23 protein-coding genes are annotated in these 20,711 nt (G+C 37.7%); all 23 read right to left on the bottom strand.

Annotation, left to right across the window (positions count from 1 at the left end; all coding sequences use genetic code 11):
* Positions 1-108: 108 nt before the first annotated feature.
* The 23 genes from IEV09_RS09325 to IEV09_RS09215 all read right to left on the bottom strand — a co-directional run bounded on the left by IEV09_RS09325 (position 109) and on the right by IEV09_RS09215 (position 20,701).
* Positions 109-621, bottom strand: coding sequence for a signal peptidase I (locus tag IEV09_RS09325; RefSeq protein WP_188368026.1), 513 nt, complete (start codon positions 619-621; stop codon positions 109-111).
* Between the two features lie 15 nt (positions 622-636).
* Positions 637-1,239, bottom strand: a complete 603-nt coding sequence (locus tag IEV09_RS09320; RefSeq protein ID WP_188368025.1) for a hypothetical protein — start codon at positions 1,237-1,239, stop codon at positions 637-639.
* A 139-nt stretch (positions 1,240-1,378) separates the two neighbouring features.
* Entirely contained in the window at positions 1,379-1,864 is a 486-nt protein-coding gene (locus IEV09_RS09315; RefSeq protein WP_188368024.1) for a signal peptidase I, read from the bottom strand.
* A gap of 18 nt (positions 1,865-1,882) precedes the next feature.
* On the bottom strand, positions 1,883-3,418 hold the full coding sequence (locus IEV09_RS09310) for a hypothetical protein (RefSeq protein WP_188368023.1): 1,536 nt from the start codon (positions 3,416-3,418) through the stop codon (positions 1,883-1,885).
* Between the two features lie 33 nt (positions 3,419-3,451).
* The gene (locus IEV09_RS12770) at positions 3,452-4,057 is read right to left on the bottom strand and encodes a SipW-dependent-type signal peptide-containing protein (RefSeq protein ID WP_229731693.1); all 606 of its coding nucleotides are present in this window, start codon (positions 4,055-4,057) and stop codon (positions 3,452-3,454) included.
* Positions 4,058-4,366: 309 nt separating this feature from the next.
* Positions 4,367-5,134 (bottom strand): C39 family peptidase, encoded by a 768-nt coding sequence (locus tag IEV09_RS09300; protein WP_188368022.1) that lies wholly within the window; start codon positions 5,132-5,134, stop codon positions 4,367-4,369.
* Positions 5,135-5,137: 3 nt separating this feature from the next.
* A complete protein-coding gene (locus IEV09_RS09295; protein ID WP_188368021.1) occupies positions 5,138-5,920 on the bottom strand; it encodes an OmpA family protein in 783 nt (260 codons plus the stop codon).
* A gap of 17 nt (positions 5,921-5,937) precedes the next feature.
* Positions 5,938-6,702, bottom strand: coding sequence for a flagellar motor stator protein MotA (motA, locus tag IEV09_RS09290; RefSeq protein WP_188368020.1), 765 nt, complete (start codon positions 6,700-6,702; stop codon positions 5,938-5,940).
* Between the two features lie 121 nt (positions 6,703-6,823).
* A complete protein-coding gene (gene fliS, locus IEV09_RS09285) occupies positions 6,824-7,195 on the bottom strand; it encodes a flagellar export chaperone FliS (protein ID WP_229731692.1) in 372 nt (123 codons plus the stop codon).
* 17 nt (positions 7,196-7,212) lie between these two features.
* Entirely contained in the window at positions 7,213-7,512 is a 300-nt protein-coding gene (locus IEV09_RS09280) for a hypothetical protein (RefSeq protein WP_188368018.1), read from the bottom strand.
* Positions 7,512-8,927, bottom strand: coding sequence for a flagellar filament capping protein FliD (gene fliD / locus IEV09_RS09275; RefSeq protein ID WP_188368017.1), 1,416 nt, complete (start codon positions 8,925-8,927; stop codon positions 7,512-7,514). Before fliD ends, IEV09_RS09280 begins: the two co-directional genes overlap by 1 nt.
* 175 nt (positions 8,928-9,102) lie before the next feature.
* Positions 9,103-10,134: a flagellin N-terminal helical domain-containing protein gene (locus tag IEV09_RS09270; RefSeq protein ID WP_188368016.1), complete on the bottom strand. Its 1,032-nt coding sequence runs from the start codon at positions 10,132-10,134 to the stop codon at positions 9,103-9,105.
* 157 nt (positions 10,135-10,291) lie between these two features.
* The gene (locus IEV09_RS09265; protein WP_188368015.1) at positions 10,292-11,671 is read right to left on the bottom strand and encodes a coiled-coil domain-containing protein; all 1,380 of its coding nucleotides are present in this window, start codon (positions 11,669-11,671) and stop codon (positions 10,292-10,294) included.
* A gap of 404 nt (positions 11,672-12,075) precedes the next feature.
* Positions 12,076-12,990 (bottom strand): flagellar hook-associated protein FlgL, encoded by a 915-nt coding sequence (gene flgL, locus IEV09_RS09260; protein ID WP_188368014.1) that lies wholly within the window; start codon positions 12,988-12,990, stop codon positions 12,076-12,078.
* A gap of 5 nt (positions 12,991-12,995) precedes the next feature.
* Positions 12,996-14,450, bottom strand: a complete 1,455-nt coding sequence (flgK, locus tag IEV09_RS09255; RefSeq protein ID WP_188368013.1) for a flagellar hook-associated protein FlgK — start codon at positions 14,448-14,450, stop codon at positions 12,996-12,998.
* A 9-nt stretch (positions 14,451-14,459) separates the two neighbouring features.
* The gene (locus tag IEV09_RS09250; RefSeq protein WP_188368012.1) at positions 14,460-14,822 is read right to left on the bottom strand and encodes a hypothetical protein; all 363 of its coding nucleotides are present in this window, start codon (positions 14,820-14,822) and stop codon (positions 14,460-14,462) included.
* A 2-nt stretch (positions 14,823-14,824) separates the two neighbouring features.
* The gene (gene flgM, locus IEV09_RS09245; RefSeq protein WP_188368011.1) at positions 14,825-15,100 is read right to left on the bottom strand and encodes a flagellar biosynthesis anti-sigma factor FlgM; all 276 of its coding nucleotides are present in this window, start codon (positions 15,098-15,100) and stop codon (positions 14,825-14,827) included.
* A gap of 91 nt (positions 15,101-15,191) precedes the next feature.
* Complete coding sequence (gene fliY, locus IEV09_RS09240; protein ID WP_188368010.1) at positions 15,192-16,277, bottom strand: flagellar motor switch phosphatase FliY; 1,086 nt, start codon at positions 16,275-16,277, stop codon at positions 15,192-15,194.
* On the bottom strand, positions 16,274-17,284 hold the full coding sequence (fliM, locus tag IEV09_RS09235) for a flagellar motor switch protein FliM (protein WP_188368009.1): 1,011 nt from the start codon (positions 17,282-17,284) through the stop codon (positions 16,274-16,276). The genes fliY and fliM overlap by 4 nt, the downstream gene beginning before the upstream one ends.
* Before the next feature lie 14 nt (positions 17,285-17,298).
* Positions 17,299-17,694, bottom strand: a complete 396-nt coding sequence (locus IEV09_RS09230) for a chemotaxis protein CheW (RefSeq protein ID WP_188368008.1) — start codon at positions 17,692-17,694, stop codon at positions 17,299-17,301.
* Between the two features lie 19 nt (positions 17,695-17,713).
* Positions 17,714-18,076: a response regulator gene (locus IEV09_RS09225; RefSeq protein ID WP_188368007.1), complete on the bottom strand. Its 363-nt coding sequence runs from the start codon at positions 18,074-18,076 to the stop codon at positions 17,714-17,716.
* 16 nt (positions 18,077-18,092) lie between these two features.
* The gene (locus IEV09_RS09220; RefSeq protein ID WP_188368006.1) at positions 18,093-18,680 is read right to left on the bottom strand and encodes a chemotaxis protein CheC; all 588 of its coding nucleotides are present in this window, start codon (positions 18,678-18,680) and stop codon (positions 18,093-18,095) included.
* Positions 18,680-20,701, bottom strand: a complete 2,022-nt coding sequence (locus IEV09_RS09215; protein ID WP_188368005.1) for a chemotaxis protein CheA — start codon at positions 20,699-20,701, stop codon at positions 18,680-18,682. The genes IEV09_RS09220 and IEV09_RS09215 overlap by 1 nt, the downstream gene beginning before the upstream one ends.
* Positions 20,702-20,711 lie beyond the last annotated feature (10 nt).

Raw genomic sequence — 20,711 nt, 5'->3', positions numbered from 1 at the left:
ACATTAATTCTTTTAATCAATTGAAAAAACCCTCCAAAAGTCCAACTTTTGGAGGGTTTTATAAATCTTGCTAATTTTCCATCATCACCAAATATTATGCGATCATTTCTATGTTTCTTTTCTTCTTTTTCTTTGTCCGACTCCAAAAAAAATGATGATTAGTAAACGGGTGGCAATCAGTGCCATTACGGTTCCAAAAATCAAAGGGTCTTGTAGCCAGATCATGATCTTTCCTAAAAAAGGAATGCGGAATAACATTTTACCGATGTATGCCTCTTCATCGACGGCCAATTGATCGTCAATCCGATTGGCATCCCCTCGAGTGACAAAGCGTCCATCTGGTAATTGTTCTTCAATACGATGGGTCACGATTGTCTGCCCATTTTCAAATGAGATAATATCGCCTTTGTCTAACTCCATAAACGATCGCTCTTTCGTAATAATATAATCACCTAAAGAAAGTGTCGGTTCCATACTCCCACTAATGACCGTGTAACCACGATAGCCAAACAACGAGGGCTTTTGTGGATTCGAAAAGAAATTCAATATTGCAATAAACAATACGAAAAAGACAAAAATAGCACTCAAAAATTTAACTGTTTTTTTAACTCGTTTTTTCATTGATAACTCCATAACTTATTTGACAAAATGATTTTCTACAATCGTTGTTAAAGCATCAGGATAATTTGAACTGTAAATGAATTCCTCTGTGTCTGACAAAATATGTACGACTGTTTCTGCACTTTTAAAATCATTTGCCTCTTTAATTTGTTGTGTAAAGATTGGAAGGTAATGCACCCAATCTTCTGGGGGTGCAGAAGTGACCAAACGTACATCATACTCTAAAACATTTGAAATGAGTCCCAATGTCCCTTCCGAAATAATAATAAAAGGCGCATCCGTTAGCGATACAGCAGGTCGTAGATCATAGCGATGGGTTAACATCAATCGATGATTCTTACCCAAGAAACTAAAGGTGACCTCCGAAAAACGTCCATCGTTTCGGACGATGGCGTCAGGATAATTCGTGACATTTGTTAATGTGATTTGCTTTGGTTTTGTGTTTCGTTTCATTTCCATTTTTATCGTTTCTAAGAACTCTTCTTTGGACAATGCTTGCTCAATGAATATTTTCTCATAAACGCCTTCTGTGTAACGATCGATGGTTTCATCGAGACGAACAACCGTTGATAAATAGTACTTATTTTCACGGTTACGGATATTCGTCTTTTCTTTCATTTCATAAAACATAATGAATAATAAACAGAACAATACGATGATGCATACACTTTTTAGCCACTTTTTCAAACTATCGATTCACATCCTACCGTTTCCAAGATTCTTATCTTAGTCTTATCGGTCGATGCCGTTAAGTATTCTAGCGTTTCTTAAAGAAATGATAGAGTAAATAAATACCTAATACGAAACTAATACCTACTAAGACGATTGGTTGTCCTAATTTTAGCATTATTAGACCTAATTTGTGAACCTTATATTGTTGTTTCCCAACATAATTGCCTTCATTTACAACGGTTGTATCAATAAAATCATTTCGGTCGCCTTTTAATAATAATCCTTCTGCTGACACTTCATGGACTCGGTGTGTTACCAGTACATTTTGATCGTCCAAATATGAGACCACATCCCCGACCTTTAGTGTTTCAAACGGAACAGTTTTATCAATGATATAGTCACCTGCGACAAACTCGGGTGCCATACTATCACTTAGAACAATAAAACCTTTATAGCCAAATAGACCTTTCTTTTCTGGTGCGGATGAAAAATTTAAAAAAGCAAACAATAAAACGACCGCTACAAAAACGGTCGCTAAGCTATTCAAAATTAACGGGATTTTCTTTTTCATTTTATGACTCCAAACAATTTATTCATTTGAATGCATCTCCTCTTCAGAAATTTCTGTCTGAGAAAATTGCAGATGGTGCTCTATTGAGCTATCATCTTCGACAATCAAAGATGATTCATGTATTACTTCATTTAGACTACTTTCTTCCAGTGACTCTGTTGATTGACTCTCACTAATACTCTTCGATATTTCGGTCGAAAGCGTTGTTTCGTCAATTGATTCGATCGTATCTTCGGAAGACTCTTGGCTTGATTCTTTCGTTGACGTAACTTCTTGCGGTTTATCTACCACGTTTTTCGACGTTTTTGGGGGATTGGTAGCAACTTTACGACTGAAAACAACTCTTCCTGTTTTTTCATTGACTAACTGAACGAATCCTAATTCACCTGTAGTCAGTGGTTTAAGTATCATCCCCGTGTAGTCAGATGTGAACGTAGCCGCCATTGCTTTAGGATTGCTAGCAACGAGTTTAAGGTTATTCTTAAAATATTGCTGCTCATATTCAGATAACTTAGCTATTCGATCCAATGGTTTTAATGTTCCCCATGAATTAAAACTATGGAAAGTAAGCTTGTTCTCTTCGGTATATGATAGATTCAACGTTTCCTTAATTTTTGGCCAAGTATCCGTAAGTTCTGTCCCCAATAACATCACCCGTGCAAACGTATCGACACTTGTTTCTTCCCAATGGAATTCAAATTTTTCATAAGAGTTTGGAATGTCTAATTGAAAATAAACTTCGATGCCGTCAGAATTTAATTGATTCCATTTTGCCTGTAAATTATCAGGATAAGCAACGGTCACTTTAAACCCTTTATTGGGAATATAATCAATCGTTGAGATAGCATATTTGACATTGGAAGCGCCTCGCAAAGTACCTCGCAACTTTTCTTCAAATTTTTGACTATCTTTTCCTTCGTATTTCAAGTAAACAACACCAGGAATGATGGTCGTTAGTTTCTCATTATCAACACCATAATAAAGTCGTTGGCTGACGTAACCATTGCCCTCAAATTTCGGCCAATCAACGGTTTCATCCTTTGGTTTATCATTAATGATGGTAATATTGTAAATTTTCTCATCACTAAAACCGTGATTGTCTTGCACTAAATTGGCTTGACTAATACGAACTGAAATCGACAGTACTATCGGCTGTTCTTTGCTCCAGTCTTTATTTTTGGTTAATTTGACTGATAAAGTTTGCTCGATATTTGAGTTGATTGACGAACTACTAAAATTCGTTGCGACATCAAGATAATTTTTGTAGTCGATTGATTGATTGTTTTGTGTGGCTTCAATAGCTGTAATCGTTAGTTTACCATCTAAACTGCCAGTATTTTGAATCGGTGTAACAAGTGTATGCTCAGTTTCTGTGTGAAACGTCTGACTGTTTGCAGTGATATCTGCCAACGAGAGCGTTCCAGTTGTTAGCTTTAAATTGCCATTGATTGCCGTTTGATCCGTAAAATAGGCATACGTTGTTTGTAACGGATAAACGATAAAAAAGAGAGTCACTAAAAGAATTAGCGACACATAGCCTCGGTAACCTTTCATTTTAGTGATTCTCCTTGCATGTGTTTTGAATGATTATGGTTGTGCTGCTACACCTTTTTGACTAACTGTGAAAGTTACCGCATTTTCTAGACCCGTTAAATCGATGGTTGTATTTTGTCGACCATCTTTCAACGTATTTTCTTTATCTAGTCTTGGTACTGTCACCATTAATTTCACTGTAAATGTGTCCATGTCCTTAACTTCAATTGCTTTGCTCGGATCAACGACTTTACCATCCACTAATATTTTATAATCAAGGTCTTTTACCAAAGTGTTATCAGTAAACTGATTTACTTTCATGAGACCATCTAAGGTTCCTGTATATTTCACCTCTACTGTTTTTTCAAAAGCATCTCCTGGTTGAACATTTTGAAAATCAAATTCTCCAACGCCAGTAGTGATGATTTTATCATTTCCATTTTGTTTATATACCCATTCACCTTTAGCAATTTCACCAAAACTCACTGTCCCTGTCGTCAATTTAATATTCCCATCAACCGATGTGCTGTCTGTGAAATAAGCGTAAGTTCCGTATGTTGCCATTCCAATAAATAATAGTGCCAGCAATAAGATTGAGTAGCGACGATTCCCTTGGTGTTTCTTTTCATTTTTTTGATTATCAATGTTTTCCAATAACATGTATAATCCTCCCTTGTTTTTCATTCTGTAGAATATTATTTTATAGCATTGTCTTTTATAAAAAAATAACAGAAGAACTTTTATCCATCTGATTAAACAATTCACAAAAATAAAAAATATTTTTACGAAAGCTATTAAATTTACTCCCAGCCAACCGATAATACCATTTTTCACGGTAAAAACAAATGATTTTTTTATTTTTTAAACTTTTTCATCAAATTCACATGTATATTCGATTTTTTTGTATTGTTTGAACAATTGGTACATTACTGAACAAAAAAACGATGCATATGTCCTATGACAGCATCGTTAGTCTAAATATATGAATTGTTTTTTTGTTTGGTCAAACAAGTCATTTAATTTTTCAGTTTTTATTTTTAGTTCTTTATTTTGTAGCGGATCATTATAATAGATGTATTCTTCATCCATCCCAGTTAAGACGACGGCATGATATTTATCTGTCACCATGATGGGTTCTTTCTTTGTCCCCCATTTTTGCCAGTCACTCTCAGAAAGTTGTGTCATATTCTTCGTCACGTTTAACCAAATCGGCTTCGCATCTTGTAATACTGTTAATAATTTGGCAAATGAACGATCCTCACCGGTTACGACTTCAAATTCATCGCCAACAATCGCTTTAGCTAGCGTTGCAATTGGTTCAACGGCCACACCTAATGTTGGCTCTTCTCCGATTATATCTCCGACAAATGCTTGGTGGGGATTGCTCGTTTTAGCGTACGATGCCATCGGTAATTGAACTGCTAATTGATTTTTATCAACTTCAAAACCATAGTACGACAACAACATCGCTAAACTGGTGACACTTGAACCATTGCGCAGACGTGGCTCAGCCAGCTGATTGTAAAGTGGTACGTCTAAACGAATGGTCTTCACAAAATCAGCTGCTCCTTGCTTCGTCGTAACCTCATCCATCCAAAGCGCATCTTCTTCACTTTGACTTTGACTGGTGTCTACGACTTCTTCTGGTTTTGTGGTTGATCTAAAGTACGTCAAGTAAATCGTCAATAAAAAAATGAGTGCGAGCGCTAAATTAATTAACCCCTTTTTTTTCATCATCGTTTACTGGTACACTTTCTTAATAATAATTTCCACGCGACGGTTTTTAGCGCGCCCTTTGACGGTTTGGTTCGTCGTTTGTGGTTTTGTATCACCATACGCTTGAATGGAGATTTTATCGCGTTCGATAACTTTTTCTTCGATTAAATAATCCATGACTGAAATCGCCCTTGCAGCACTCAACTCCCAGTTTGATTTATAAGGTGGATTAATTGCTACCGTATCAGTATGACCGGCAATCACTACTTCTTGACTCATTTTCTTTAAATGCTCGGCTAAGGAATCCAGTGATTTCTTAGCCTCTGCACTCATCTGGGCATCTCCTGGTAAGAATAAAATATTACTGTCCAAGTTAATATGCAGACCATCCGAACGCAATGAAACGTTGGTATCTCCACTTAGTTCTAAACCTTTTAATTCTTCTTTTAACTTTTGTGACACTTCCAACATTTGTTTGTCTTCCATTTTTTGTGCCAATTTGACTTCTTTTTCTTCTTCTTTGGCTTTGGTTGTTGCTTCCGGTGATTCCTCGTCTTCTTCTAGGGCTCCTGCACCACTACCGTGTTGACCAAAATCAATCACTGATCCAACAATCGAATCCCCACCTGGAGCCGAACCTGAAAAGATGATGCCAAATTGATCACGAAACTCACTAAATTTACTTTCATCGACTTTAGCCATGGCGAACATCACGATGAATAAAGCTAAAACGAGGGTTAACATATCGGCATAAGGTAAGAGCCAACCTTCATCAATGTGTTCTTCTTGTCTTTTTTTTCGTTTCATTTTTTACTTGCTCCTTCTTATGATGACTGCTCACGTTGATCCGGTTCAATTAAACTATATAATTTTTGTTCAATTGTTTTTGGTGATTGACCGGCTTGAATTGCCATGATTCCTTCAATCGTAATAGACATCACTAGAATTTCTTGTTGTGATTTGATTTTTAGACGGGTACTAAATGGTAAGAACAAAACGTAACCAAAGAAAATCCCGTATAACGTCGCAACGAATGCTGCTGAAATCATATGTCCCAACGCATCGACGTCGTTTAAGTTACCTAAGGCTCCAATTAAACCAATAACGGCTCCTAATACACCGAGTGTTGGTGAAGTCGTACCAGCTGTTTGTAACATCGCTGCTCCTACGTGGTGACGGTCTTCCGTTCCAGCAATTTCATTTTCTAATGTTTCTTTGATTTGCTCTGGATCCACACCGTCAACAACCATCTCTAAGCCCATTTTTAAATAGGGGTCTTCCAATGATTGAACACTACTTTCTAATGCAAGCAAGCCATCACGGCGCGCTAAGTTTGAAAGTTCAACGATGGTTTTAATGGTTTTTGATGCATCGTATGTCTTATTTTGAAAAACAATCCCAAAGATTTTCGGTAGACGCTTAATGTCTTTTTGTGGGTATGAGTTGATAAGAGCTGCCACCATCCCAACGAAAATAATGATAATCGCAGCCGGGTTAATTAAAACTGCAACGTTTGCTCCTTTTACAATCATTCCAACGACAACGGAAAAGAAGCCTAATACGATTCCGATAATTAAAAATATATCCATAACGACAAATTCCTCCTAAAATTTGAACGATGCGTATCTGCTAAAGATCGCTTCGAAAATGAAGGAGCTTTGACGCAGTCGTCATCGCTCCTTCTTTACCTACCTGTTACTTCTACTATGCTTATTGTTGCTCAGTCAATTCTTTCCATGTTTCTAACAGTTCCGTCAACATTTTTTGAACATCTTGCAAGACTTGAATGTCTTGATCAACGTTGCCAATCACTAACTGGTTATACATGAAATCATACAATTGAATCAATTGATCGGGAATCTCACTCTCAATTTCTGAATTAATTGAATAACGTAATTCAGATACAATATCTTGAGCCTTAATAAAGTATTCTCCTGCTTTAACGACTTGTTTCATTTCTAACGCTAAGACACCTAAGCGAATATTTTTAATGCCCGCTTCCATTAACATCTCGATTAATTTATTCGGTGAGGCACTCATGACTTGGTTCTTTAAGTATTGATCTGGTTTTTTTTGATACATTTTCATTTCCTCACTTCTTAGTAATAAAATTCAAAGCCGGAAGATTGATTAAATCGGACGTAATCGCGCACTTTTTGATTCGTTTGATTCATTCGACTCGCCTCACGTTGCACTTTACTTTTTTCTTGCTTAAAGAACGTTACAAGCTTTTGATATTCTTGAATCACGATACTTGCATCCGCGACTTCTTCAGCGACTAAATCTCTTTTTTGTAATTCCGCTAACAAATCGGCTGTTTCAACTAGCAATACTTCCGCACTTTCAAACTGTCCATCCCAACCAAGCAACATCGTTTTCAACTTCGTAACTAAATTCATTATTGCCCACCGTTAAATGAAGCAACTTGACTAGCTAACCATGACATTTGACTTTCTGCTTCCATCATTGCTTGGTCTAAACGACTAAACATATCCACATAACGGGCTTTCTTTTGTTCTAAGACTTCATCAAAACGCGTAATTTGTTTGTTTAAATCTTTGATAGCTAATTCATAAGAATCAAATTTTGAAGCAATAACGCCTTTTTCACCGGTTTTATCGACTAAATATTTATCGGTAATTTCTTTTAATTGCATCGTGTAGCCAGATTCTTTTGGCTTTGTTTCACCGGCAACTTTTTCGCCTTTATAGAAGAAATCTTTTAATGCGTTTGGATCTTTCTTTAACATCTCATCGAATTTCTTCTCGTCAAAACTTAGCGTCCCTTGACGGTCAGAAATCGACAAGCCTAATTCCGTCGCTTTGACGTCGGAACCTAGCGTATGTGGAGGTGCAATTAAATTACGTAATTCTGTTTGCAGACGAACCAATGAACTATCACCTGATAATGCACCGGTTTTATTGTCTTTAGCTGAGGGATCACCGACACTCGCGCTCTCATTAATAAAGGTCATCAAACTATTGTATTGTGAGACAAATTCTTTGACACTTGATTTAAGTTTATCGGTATCATTTTTCAAACTTAAATGAACTGTTTCTTTGCTCGTTTCTTTTAGTTCTAGCGTAATGCCATCAATGACATCATCAATATTGTTACTTTGACGCTTCATTTCGATGCCATTTAACGTAAATTCGGCATCAACACCGACTGTTTTCGTCGACTCTGCTCCTAAACCAACTGCTTCAGCCATGTCACCGCCAATTTCAAAGTCACGGTTACCCGTTTTGCTATCAGTTAAAACAAGACGGTTATCCATGATCACTGCGTTAATGCCTGACTCTTTAGAAGTTTTATTTATTTTATTTACGACATCTTTTAAGTTATCACCTGAATCAATGTTAATCGTAAAGCTCTTAGGATTGCCATCTGCATCGAGGTCAGCGGTCTTAAGTGTCAACTCCCCTGACGAACCTAGAGATTCTGTTGTGCTATCCATTTTCTTACCGACTTGATTCGTAGCTGTTGCTAAACGTTCGACCGTTAATTGATACTTACCTTCTAAAGCATCGGCCGTTCCTTTAATTGTTGCGATCTTGTCATTTGAACTTGTCACAATTTTTGTTTGGAAAGCTTCTGGTTTTTGTAAGCTTTCAATTTTACTTAAAAAGTTATTTAAACGAGTCTTAACATCACTCCATGCTGTCTTTTGCGCTTTAATCTCTTCGACACGATTTTCGGCACGTGTTTTGGGAATCGCATCCCCTTTTAATAAATCTTCAATTTGCTCGGCACCAATTCCTGAAAATTGTCCTAATAAACCACTAATACCTGATGAACTCGTAATATTTGCCATGCTCTGTCTTCCCCCATCTATTTTATTTATTAAAAAACTCGATTTTCTACACAAGTTTACTATCGGTCAAAAAACAAGTAATTTAAAGAGAAAAAACAAAAAGAAACGAACCCTTCGAAAAGAAAGGTTCGTCTCTGATAGAATGCTTTTTATGAAACTGTGTGTGTTAATTAAATTAACCTTGTAATAAACCTAACACGCTGTTTGGCATAGCGTTTGCTTGAGATAACATTGAAGTAGCAGCTTGAGAAAGGATGTTACTCTTAGTGAATTCCATCATTTCTTCCGCCATGTCAACGTCACGGATACGTGAGTTTGCTTCAGTTAAGTTCTCTTGAGTTGTTGTTAAGTTTTTGATTGTGTGGCCTAAACGGTTTTGAGCCGCACCTAAGTTTGAACGTTGGTCAGAAACTTTAGAAATCGCTGCATCAATATTTTTCAATGCATCAGAAGAAGCTGTACGTCCAGCTGTTTCAATCGTTGTTTGTGCTGTAGAAACTGCTGTTTTACCAGTGTCTAATGCTGTAACTGCACCTTCATACGCTGTTTTTGCCGCTGCATAACCTGCATCAGAACTTCCTAAAGCATCTAAATCATCTTTTGCAGTTTTTACTGCTGTTTCAAGCCCAGGCATTGCAGCCGTTGCAGTTTTTAACGCTGTGAAGTTTGCTTCAGTGTCATCTGCTAATTTAGCAGTGTTAACATCTAAAGTTTTTGAATCCATTTTACCAATTGTTACGTCCATTGTTTGGCCACCATTTGCGCCAATTTGGAAAGTGAATTTTTGATTGTCTTTGTTAAGTAATGTTTTTGTATTGAACTCTGTTGTATCAGCAATACGTGAAATTTCAGTTGATAGTTCACCGAATTCTTTGTTCAACGCTTCACGGTCATCTTGGCTTAATGTTCCGTTTGCTCCTTGAGTTGCTAAGTCACGCATACGGCCTAAGATCGCGTGTGTTTCATTTAAAGCACCTTCTGCTGTTTGGATTAAAGAAATACCATCTTGAGCGTTACGAGTTGCTTGTTTCAAACCACCGATTTGTGATTTCATTTTTTCAGAGATTGATAGTCCAGCAGCGTCATCCCCTGCTTTGTTGATACGCATTCCTGAAGATAATTTTGCTAATGATCCACTTTTAGAAGCGTTTGCGTTTGTTAAACGTCCGTATGTGTTCATTGCTGATACGTTAGTATTGATTCTCATGTTGTGTTGCCTCCTGATATTTTTTTTAAGGTTATCCTTACCCTCTTCTTATCGGCTGAAGTTTTACTTGATTGAATACCAACAGTAATTTTTTTCTTCGATAAAAATTAGCTTCCCTAACCCTCTACTCATTTATATCGTCTGTTCGGACATGATGTTAAGTCTTTTTTTGATCTTTTTTTGATAAAATTTGCTCTACGTGGCTCGCTTGAGCATTTGACTGACTTAAAAAGACCGCTGATTGTGATTGATTAAATTCATTTTGAATCTTTTGAATCCGTTTTTGGTTCTCTGGACTCTGTTTTTTTAAATCAGTTTTTAGCGTGCGTAGTCTTTCTGTCAGATCTTGGCGATATTGGTTCTCGATTGATTGTGCAAGGCTACGTTCGTTTGATAACTGACGTAATTGTTGTTTGAAAAATAGACGTAGATTATCATATGCTGCTTGATAGCGTTTTTGATATTCTTCTGTTAGTGATTCGATTTGTTGTTGCTTTCGTAAAATTTGTTCCTTTGCTACGAACGACGCTGTCAATTGCTCACCTAATCGTTGCTCAATTTCTTCAATCATCTCGCGCGTGACGAGCCGCGTTTCTTCTAAGGCTTGTCGACGCTCTTGGCTGTTTTGTTGCTCAATTTCAATTTGATTTCGTTCTTGTTCCAGTAATTTTTCTCTCAAGAGATACGATTGATACTCATGTTGCTTGCGTTTTAGTGGATGGATACGTTGCATTTGTTCTAAAAACGTTCGAAGCGATTCTTGCTCTTCTTGCTTTTCACGTAAACGATCGGTCCACTTGGTCATTATTTGGACTTCACTCATCTGTTGCTTGATAAGTAGCTCTAATTGTTTTTCAAGATTGCGTAAATGACTTTCACTTGCTTGTCTTTGATGCTCCTGTTGCTGTTGCTGCGTTTTCAGCTTGATTTGTTGCTGTTCTAATTCCTTTACACGCGATTCCTCTGTTTGCGTATCTGGAAAAACTACTGCATCTAACTTAGCAACAATGACAAGTAGTCGTCGTTGAAAGGGGAAAAAGTTTTCTCCCTTCTTAATTTGCCAAGTTTGAGCGGTTTGTTGAATCGCAAAAGGCAAACGTTCAAACAAGGCTTGCTGTTGTTGCTCTAGCTGTTGTAATTCATTATTTAATAAACCTCGTAATTGATTAAATAAAATCGGTAATTCTTGTCGCACACTGGATTTTTTCAACTCATCAATCGTTAATAAATAAATCAACGATTCTGCATTTTCTTCTAACAGCAACAAACCTTTACCCATTAGCTGACAAAAAAGTACCACAATTTGTAGTTCACTTAACTCCTTCGTTTCTCGTCGCTCTTTCAAAGCAACTTGTTGCTGTTCATTGATCGCGACTTGATCTTTTTCTTTCTTTTTGGGTTGTTGCACAACCTCTTTTTCTTGCCGTTTCAAATCGACTTTTTGATCGAGCGGTGTCTGTGGTGTTTGCGTAATATTCGTCGCAATCGTCGTCATCTGTGGCTCAATCGGCGGAATCCTCGGACTCTCAGCTACCATACCCTCACTCCTTCATCACTACTATTCCCTCTTAAAAGTTAACTCCCTTTTATCCAACACTATGAAACAATCGGTTAACAACCCTATCTTTTTAACTGATCTGTTCGCCTACGAAACTCTTTTCTCTAATGAATTCCTCTTTATCAACCATTTGCTACTTTTTGCTGTACGCTTCGCTACGAGAATACCTTGGCTTTAATGAGTCATTGGAAAGCTTCGAAACATTCTCACAGTTCCGATTTTTTGTAAGGTCGCGCGAATTTCCTCTACCTGCAGCCTATTCAGCTAACCATATAGAAGCCATCTAACTGCCAAATATACCGATTTTTTTCAATTTTATACTCTAATTAATATTTAAAAAAGCAAGAAAAGGCTCACGCCCTTTCTTGCCCTTTAATTGTTAATTATCTTACGTAGTCTAAAATCGTTGTTTGCATAATTTTGGTTCCCATTGCCATCGTCGTTTGATAGCCTAACATTTGGTTTTGGTATTCCATGTATTTCTCTGCAATATCAACATCTTGACGATCGGATAATGATTGCGTTAATGAGATTTTTTCTGTTTCATTTCGTGCACCAGCTGATTTCAAACGGTTCGCTACCGCACCGATATGCGTCCGGTTATCAACGAAATTACTACTAAATTTATCTAAGCGCTCCATCAATTCACCTGACAATGCTTCTTTGTCGCCGTCTTCGCCAGCATTTAAAGCCGTCATGACATCATTAAAGAAAGTACTTAAATCTTCCCCATCGGCTTCCATCATCTTGCTACCATCGGTAACTAAATCAATCGTCACACCATCAGAGATTTCACGAGGTAGATTATGACCCGTTCCATTATATTTAATGCCGGTGACTTCGCCATTGGTTTCAATGACTTCAAACGGGATTTTATCCGTCGCTTGACCTGCAAAGACATAACGTCCATCAAAGTTGGTGTTTAACGAATCAACCAGCGAACGCATCTCTTGTTGAATCTCATTTTTATTCGCATTGATTTCGTCTTTTCCAGCGGTTGCTGTACCAGATGCTTGGATCAATGTTCGAATACGAGCCATCGATTCACCTACACTCGATAGCGCACCATCTTGGGTATCACTCCAAGAAATACTATCTTTAATTTCTTGCGCGTAAGTCGCATTTTGTCCTAAAGCAACATTTAAGTTCATAATTTTTGAGACGAGTAGTGGATTGTCAGAAGATTGACTAACTTCTTTTAAACTTGCTAATTGGTTCAGTGTTTTTTGAACTTTAACCGCATTACGGTTTAAGTTTTTGATAAAATCGTTATAAGTTACATTACTAGAAACACGCATTTTGATTAAACTCCTGTTCGATTAATTAATGTATCGAGCATTTCAGAAACGGTTTGAATAATTCGAGCGTTGGCTTGGAATGCTTGTGAAAAACGCATAACATCCGAAACTTCCTCGTTAATATTGACACCTGAAATCGATTCATTTTTATATTCTAATTGATTTAACACCGTTAATTGTGAGCTGGCTGTATTGTCTGCTTGTTGCTTAGAAATCCCGTTCTTCGTCACGATACTATTGTAACGCTCGGCAAATGTTAAACCATCCGCATCTTTTTTGGTAAACAAGCCACCGATTTCGGTTGCAAGTGAACCATCACCAGCTTCCGGATTTGCACCTTTTCCAACGACTAATTTATTGGGATTGTCGCGTAGGGTTTGATTGACACTAATTTTCCCATCAGCATCGAAGGTGAAGAAATCTTCGCCCGATTCCGCACGGTAAGCCCCATTAATTGTATCGGCTACGCTTTTCACGAAGGTTTGGAATTCATCTAAGCGTGCTTTGACTTCTTTATTAGCTTCTTGGTAGCCACCAATTTGCCCTTCTTCCACATCAACTTCTGTCACAGTGGCAGGGTTGGTTGATGTATCAGCTAAAACAATTGTGCCTAATGGTAAATCCCCATCGATCGTTACTTTGTTCTGAGCATTTCCACCTAAAGAAATCGTATTACTTGGATCATTTTCACCAGTAACCACACTGATTTCTTTACGTCCACCGTCTAATGATAAAATTTCCGTGCCGGTTGTTTTGTTCCCAATTTTTAGGGAAGACACACGGCCATACATATCCGTCGTTGAAGAAATATCCGCTAAACCAGATAAGTCTTTTAATAACGAGTCACGGCGATCAAGTAAATCGTTTGGTGTCCCACCTTGACTGGCTAAATCATAAATTTGACCGTTTAAAATTTCTAATTCTTTGACTTTTTCGTTAAAATCAAGCGCATTTTTCTCAATATTATCAATCATTTCACCTTGTAGCTCACCAATTTGCTTGCCTGTTTGGTTGACCATGTCAGTAAAACTATTACTGTTTTCAACGACTAATGTTTTTGATGTCCCTAACTCTGGGTTACTACCTAATTTTGCCCAAGAATCATGCATGACAGACATTTGTTTGATCATTCCTGTTTCAGAAGGTTCATTCATGTATTGCTCTAATTGTCCCAGTGCATGCGACTTTTGTTCGTAGAAACGAAACTTCGAATACGCGCCTTGTGTTTGTGTACGGATGAAACTATCAGTAATTCGCTCAACGCCAGCCGTACGGACACCTGTTCCAAGTGTACCGACTCCTGCCATCAAATACGGTTGTTCTGTCTGCATACGAACACGTTGACGTGAGTAACCATCCGTATTCATATTAGAAATGTTATGCCCACTCGTTTGTAGTGCATTTTGGTTTGCATTCATTCCACGAGTTGCTGTACCTAATGTTCCAAATAATCCAGTCATGTTCTTCTCCTAAAATTTTGTATTAATCATCGTTGTCGGTCGTTGCGCGCTCTGTACTTGTGTTTTGGAATAGGTCGTATGTGTCGATGTTTGCATCGTTTTTTTAACGGCATCCATTAACACTGTTTGATAACTAATCGCTTGTTGAGTCAACAATAAGTTTTCTTCTTGTTGAAATTGAATGCTTTGAATCAATTCCTTCATGCGTGGCGTCACATCGCCTTCATAGTTATTTAAAACATCCACATAGCTTTCTTTTTGCGTGACCAACTCTTCTAATTTTTCAGCTTGGTTCTTAATAAGAACCTTTTTTTCTTTTTTTAATAAATTGAAGAAACGCTGCAATTGCGTTTCGAATTTTGCTTCGTTCATGTTTATTCGCCTTTCATATGTTGCCACATGCTATCGGTAATCTCTTTCGCAGATACCTTGTACGTCCCATCTTGAATCGCTTTTTTAATGGATGCAATCTTTTCAGCATTGCCTTGATCGACTGTTTGATTGTTGCGAATTTTTTGAGCGGCGTCCGATAATTTTACCGGTTGTTCGAATGAACTCTTTTGGTTGTCTTGAATCGTTGCCTGATCGGCAGCTTTCTTTTGGTTATAAAGTTCTTTGTTATATTCACCGTAACTTCTTTCGATTTTCATAAAAATTCCTCCTCTACTTGTTGCTCTTAGTCCTATTATCGGTTAAAAGCCAAAAAAAGTTAAACAAATTGTTTAACTTTTCAGGATTTTTTTAATGAAGATTGTTTAAGCGTTGTTTTTGTGACAAGATATTCGTAATACGAACACCAAAACTTTCATTAATAACAACGACTTCACCAGTTGCAATCAATTTCCCGTTCAATAAAATCTCAAGCGGTTCTTCGGTTAATTTATCGAGTTCAATTACAGATCCGGTATTCAGTGCTAAGATTTCTTTAATTGATTTACGACTCTTACCTAAGATCACACTTAGATCAAGTGGTACGTCTAAAATCAAGTCAAGGTTGTCCCCTTCAACAGATGAACTGTTGCCAGTTAATGGTTGGAACGCTGCTTGGCTAACTGCCACACTTGGTTTTGGTGGTTCAGGCATTTGTGTCGCAATCGGAGTCGGTGCGCTTGCTGTCATGCTTGGTTGCACAACAACTGGTTCAGGACGGACATTTTCTGCCTCATCATTTAACATTGCTTGTGAAATATCTAAAACCACTTCGTCAGTGAAGACTTGCATGATTTCACTTTCAATCACACCTTCCACGTTTAATGAAAATGAAATACTATAAATATCATCATCTTCTTTTAAACCACCGTAGTTCATCTCGTTACCATACTCCCACAAGTTAACATTCGGGGGTAAGATATCGATTAAACGATTAAACATCATTGCCATTGAAGTTGAAGCTGAACCAATCATTTGATTCATCGCTTCCGCTACCGCACTTAATTCTAACTCTGTAAAGGTCTCGGCAGCTGTTGATCCGTCGCCACCCATCATCAAGTCCGCAATAATCATTGCATCGTTGACTTCTAGTAACATTAAGTTTGTTCCACTAATTCCTGCTTTGTAGCTAACTGTTGCTGCTACTTTTGGTGCCACTAATCCATCAACAATATCTTTAAACTTTAATTTCGTCACACGAGGGGTAGTGATTGTTACTCGATGATTCAAAATTTCAGATAGTGTCGTTGCTGCTTGCGACATCGAGATATTCCCAACTTCGCCAATAATATCTAGTTTTACTCGTTCTGTAATGCCGTTACTTGAAGCAGGAGCTGCTGTCTCTCCTGGTCCTGTTAACATTGCATCAATTTCTTGTTGTGATAAACTCCCGCTCATTCGTCTTCTTCTCCTTCTAATTTGTCAATTAACTCTACCGCTAGTTGTCCATCTTTACGACCTGGTCGAACGCGATAGAAAGGTTTTCCTTCAATGTATGTCACCAATGGTTCAGTAATTTTTCGATCCAACTTGATTACATCCCCTGGCGCCAAGTGTAGGAAGTCAGATAGATTCATTTGCGCATTTCCTAAAAGGACTTCTAACTCTAATTGAACACTATTCATGCTCTTTTGCAGTTCGTCGGTATCTTGTGAATTGACTGTTTTATTCGTATCAAACCAGTTTCTAAAACTCAATTTATCAATAATGCCTTCAAAGAAAACATACGGGATACACAAGTTAATAAAAGTGGTTGTTTCTAGAATTTTTACCGTAAAGGTGGCTAGGATCACTGGTTCATTGGGTGACATATTTTGCATCAACTGAGGATTCGTGTCTAAACCATCAACCACGGTATTTAATTCGGCAATATCTTTCCACACATGCTCATAAACTTCGGTTAAACTTTGAACGACTGATTCTAAAATCGATAATTCAATATCTGTAAATGATTTCTTTTCTGAGAAATCTTCTTCAGCCTTTTGCATCTGGCTAATTTCTAAGCCACCACACAATAGTTCCACGAGAAGCATACATAGTTGTGGATTCATTTCCAGCATTTGAATGCCGTTTAATGGTTGTGAGCGAAACATTCCAAGTAATGTAAATTTCGGAATCGAATGAATAAATTCATCGTAACTAATTTGCTCAATGGCCGCTAACTGTAACTGGACATTTGTTCTTAGTGAAGTCGAAAGGACCCCACTACCCATTTTTGAAAAATCTTCAAAAATCATATGTAACGTATTGACGTATTCTTTCGACAATTTGGTTGGCCGGCGGAAATCATAGTCCTTTACTTTGGATAACTCATTTCCCTCTTCAACGACCTCTTTATCAAGCTCGCCACTCGTCATGGCACTCAAGAGGCGATCGATTTCTTGTTGCGATAATACTTGCTCCACAATGGTACCTCCACTTACTCAAAAATCAGATGGTTCACATCAATCACATTGGCGACTTTATCAGAAAATGAGACAATTCCTGAGTAATAATCAAATTCGCTGTCTTCTTTTAACTGCAGATCGGCTGGTTGGACGTCGATAACTTCCACAACTTCTTCAATCAACAAACCTTTCTTTTCTTCCCCATTCTTCATGATAAAGATATTGCGGGGATCGGTGGGTTTGTCTAATTCAATTAACTCAGCTAGATTAACAACTGTTAAAATAGTACCGCGTAAATTAATCAAGCCTTCGACCCAACTAGGAGCAAGCGGCACTTTTGTGATATGAATTGTATCAATGATTTCTTCGACCGTATCGGCTGAAATCAAGTATGACTGTTCATTCATCTTAAAAAGAATCATTTGCATGTTTGTCTGGCTCCTTTTTTTATACTAAAACTTTATCAACGGCTTTAATTACACGATCAGTATCGAAAGGTTTTACGATGAAATCAAGTGCACCTGCACGAATTGCATCCATTACCATTCCTTGTTGACCCATCGCACTACACATTACGATTTTAGCTGCAGGATCAAATTCTTTAATCATTTTTAGTGCTTCTAAGCCATCAACTTCTGGCATCGTAATATCCATTGTTACTAAATCAGGTTGTGTTGCTTGGTATTTTTCGAAAGCTTCTTTCCCATTTTCGGCCTCGGCTATAACCGTGTAACCATTTTTTTCTAGAATATCCTTTAATTTCATACGCATGAAGACCGCATCATCGACGATCAAGATTTTTTTTGACATTTTTATTGTTCCCCTTTCAAATTCCCAAAGCTGTTAATATTTTTTGAATAACGCCCATTTCTGGGATGAAAAATAATGAAGCGTCTAAACGCTCTTTATCATAGAAAAATTCGTTTCGGATGACGAGTACTTGGTCATCGTATTGGTCAAGCGCCATATAAATGCTGCTAATAACCGCTCCGAAGTAATCGTATTGCATCATCGGTAACGACGAAATGAGTTGTTTTTCTAGCAACTTCCCAATTGCATTTAAAAAGGAGTTTGAAAGAATATTTGTCATTTCCATGACGGCAGAATTCGTCACTTCAACACTTGATTGTTGCGACCCTACCATGTATTCCGTCATGCGTTCTGCTGTCTCTTGTGACAATACAAAAAGGAACATTCCTCCAATATCACCAACAATTTGACTCGATACCGCGTAGACCTCTTCTGAATCTTGCATGACTTGTTCATACATTTCTTCATAGCTTAAAATTTCAACTTCAGGTACACGCATATCGATGCGACGATTGACTAGTAAAGAAATACTGGTTGCTGCATTGCCACCACCGATATTAATAATTTCTTTGAGTCCATCAATTTCTAACGCTGTATACTCCATTATAGACTCCTTTGATCGCTACAAATCGCATTAACGTCTAGAATTAGTGCAATTGAGCCATCGCCTAAAATGGTTGCCCCTTGATATTTACGTGTTTGTTGCAACATACTATCGATTTTTTTGATTACGACTTCTTGTTGCCCAATTAAATGATCTGCTAAAATCGCATAATCCTTTTGATCAATATTGACAATAATACCATAATATTTGTCCATGTTCTTGTCATTAATTGCAAGCATTTCATTGGTTCGTAAGACAGGAATCATATTTCCTTGGAATTCATAGACTTCTTGATTCAATGTTTTAACAATCTCTTCTTCTTTTATGCGCACGACACGTTCCACGACATCTAATGGCACGGCGAATGTATCATCTGCGACTTGTACCATTAAAGCGTCAATAATCGATAACGTCAGCGGTAAACGAATCGTAAAGATTGTGCCTACATCCACGGTACTTTTTAATTCAATCGTCCCACCTAGTGAAAGGATTTTCGATTGTACCGCGTCCATTCCTACGCCTCGACCAGATACATTGGTCACTTCTTTAGCAGTTGAAAATCCTGGATGGAAAATCAAGCGTTGAATCTCTTCATCACTTAAGTGACTCGTACTAATGCCTTTTTTCTCAGCACTTGCTTTGAGGATTTCTGGGTTTAATCCTTTACCGTCATCTTCAATAGTAATAATGACTTGGTTACCTTCTTGGAATGCGGTTAAACGAATCGTTCCTTTGGCTTCTTTACCTATCTTGATACGATTGGCCGGTTGCTCAATTCCATGATCGATTGAGTTTCTTAGTAAGTGAACAAGTGGGTCACTCAATTCAGAGACGACTGTTTTGTCTAGTTCCGTTTCTTCCCCTGTAATAATTAAGTCAATCTCTTTACCCAATTCATTGGATAAGTCACGGACCATTCTTGGGAAACGACTAAAAACAACATTGACTTGTTGCATACGGATTTTCAATACTAAATCTTGTAACTCAGACGTTAGACGAGAAACTTGTTCTAACGAATCTTTAATTTCGTTGATATTCTCACGGTTGCTGACATCTTCCAATTGGTTACGGTAAACAACGAGTTCTGACACTAAATTTAAGAACAGATCCAGACGTGATAAATCGACACGAATCGATTGGTTGTTTTGGTTGTTACTATATTGTGGTGTCTTTGTCACTTTTTCATTTGTTTCAGCGACAAGTGCTTCGACTGCAATTTCTTCTAGTGTCTGTACTTTTTTAAGGTGCTTTGTTTGATCGAAAGGTTCCACCAAGATACGATCAATCTCACTGTTGCTCTCAATATTTGCTTGCACGTCTTCGATTGCGTTCTTTGTTAAATAAATCAAATGAAAGTCCGTTTCAAAAGCGCCTTCTTCAAGGATCTCTGCTGCGGGTTCCGTATGCAAGATATCTCCTTCTTGCTCCAATTTCTCCATAATTAAGAAAACTCGCGGACCTTTTAACATGGAGTCTGCATCTAAACGAATACCAATACTATAGGCATTATGTGCCCCTTCAATTGCTTGTTCAATCACAAATAAATCCGATTCTTCTAACGATTCAAAGGTATTATTCAATTCCTCGCTTGTACGGCTTTCCTCGTCTGCAACCGTTTCTTGCGTCGTTGCGGCTGTTTGGCCTTCTACCGTTTCTAATTCTGCTAGTAAATCGGCAATTTGTTCACGGCGTAACTCTTTGTCTTCTCGTAAATCTTCGACTAACGTTGACAAACGATCGAGACAACTAAAAATCAATGAAACATAATCACTTGTGATTTGAATCGCGCCACTCTTGAATTCTTCTAAAATGTTTTCCATTTTATGCGTTAATTCAGTCATGACATCGTACCCCATCGTTGCGGCCATCCCTTTTAATGTATGGGCGGAACGAAAGATTTCATTTAATAAATCTAAATTACTCGGGTCATTTTCTAGGGCAAGGACGTTATCGTTTAACTGTTGTAAATGATCATCACTTTCCTCAAAAAAGAGGGTCCGATAAATATTATTATCATCCATTTGTTTCTAC

The sequence above is a fragment of the Enterococcus alcedinis genome (assembly GCF_014635985.1).
Classification (GTDB): domain Bacteria; phylum Bacillota; class Bacilli; order Lactobacillales; family Enterococcaceae; genus Enterococcus_I; species Enterococcus_I alcedinis.
Note: the sequence above shows the minus strand (reverse complement) of the source record. Positions and strands in the feature narration are given on the sequence as shown.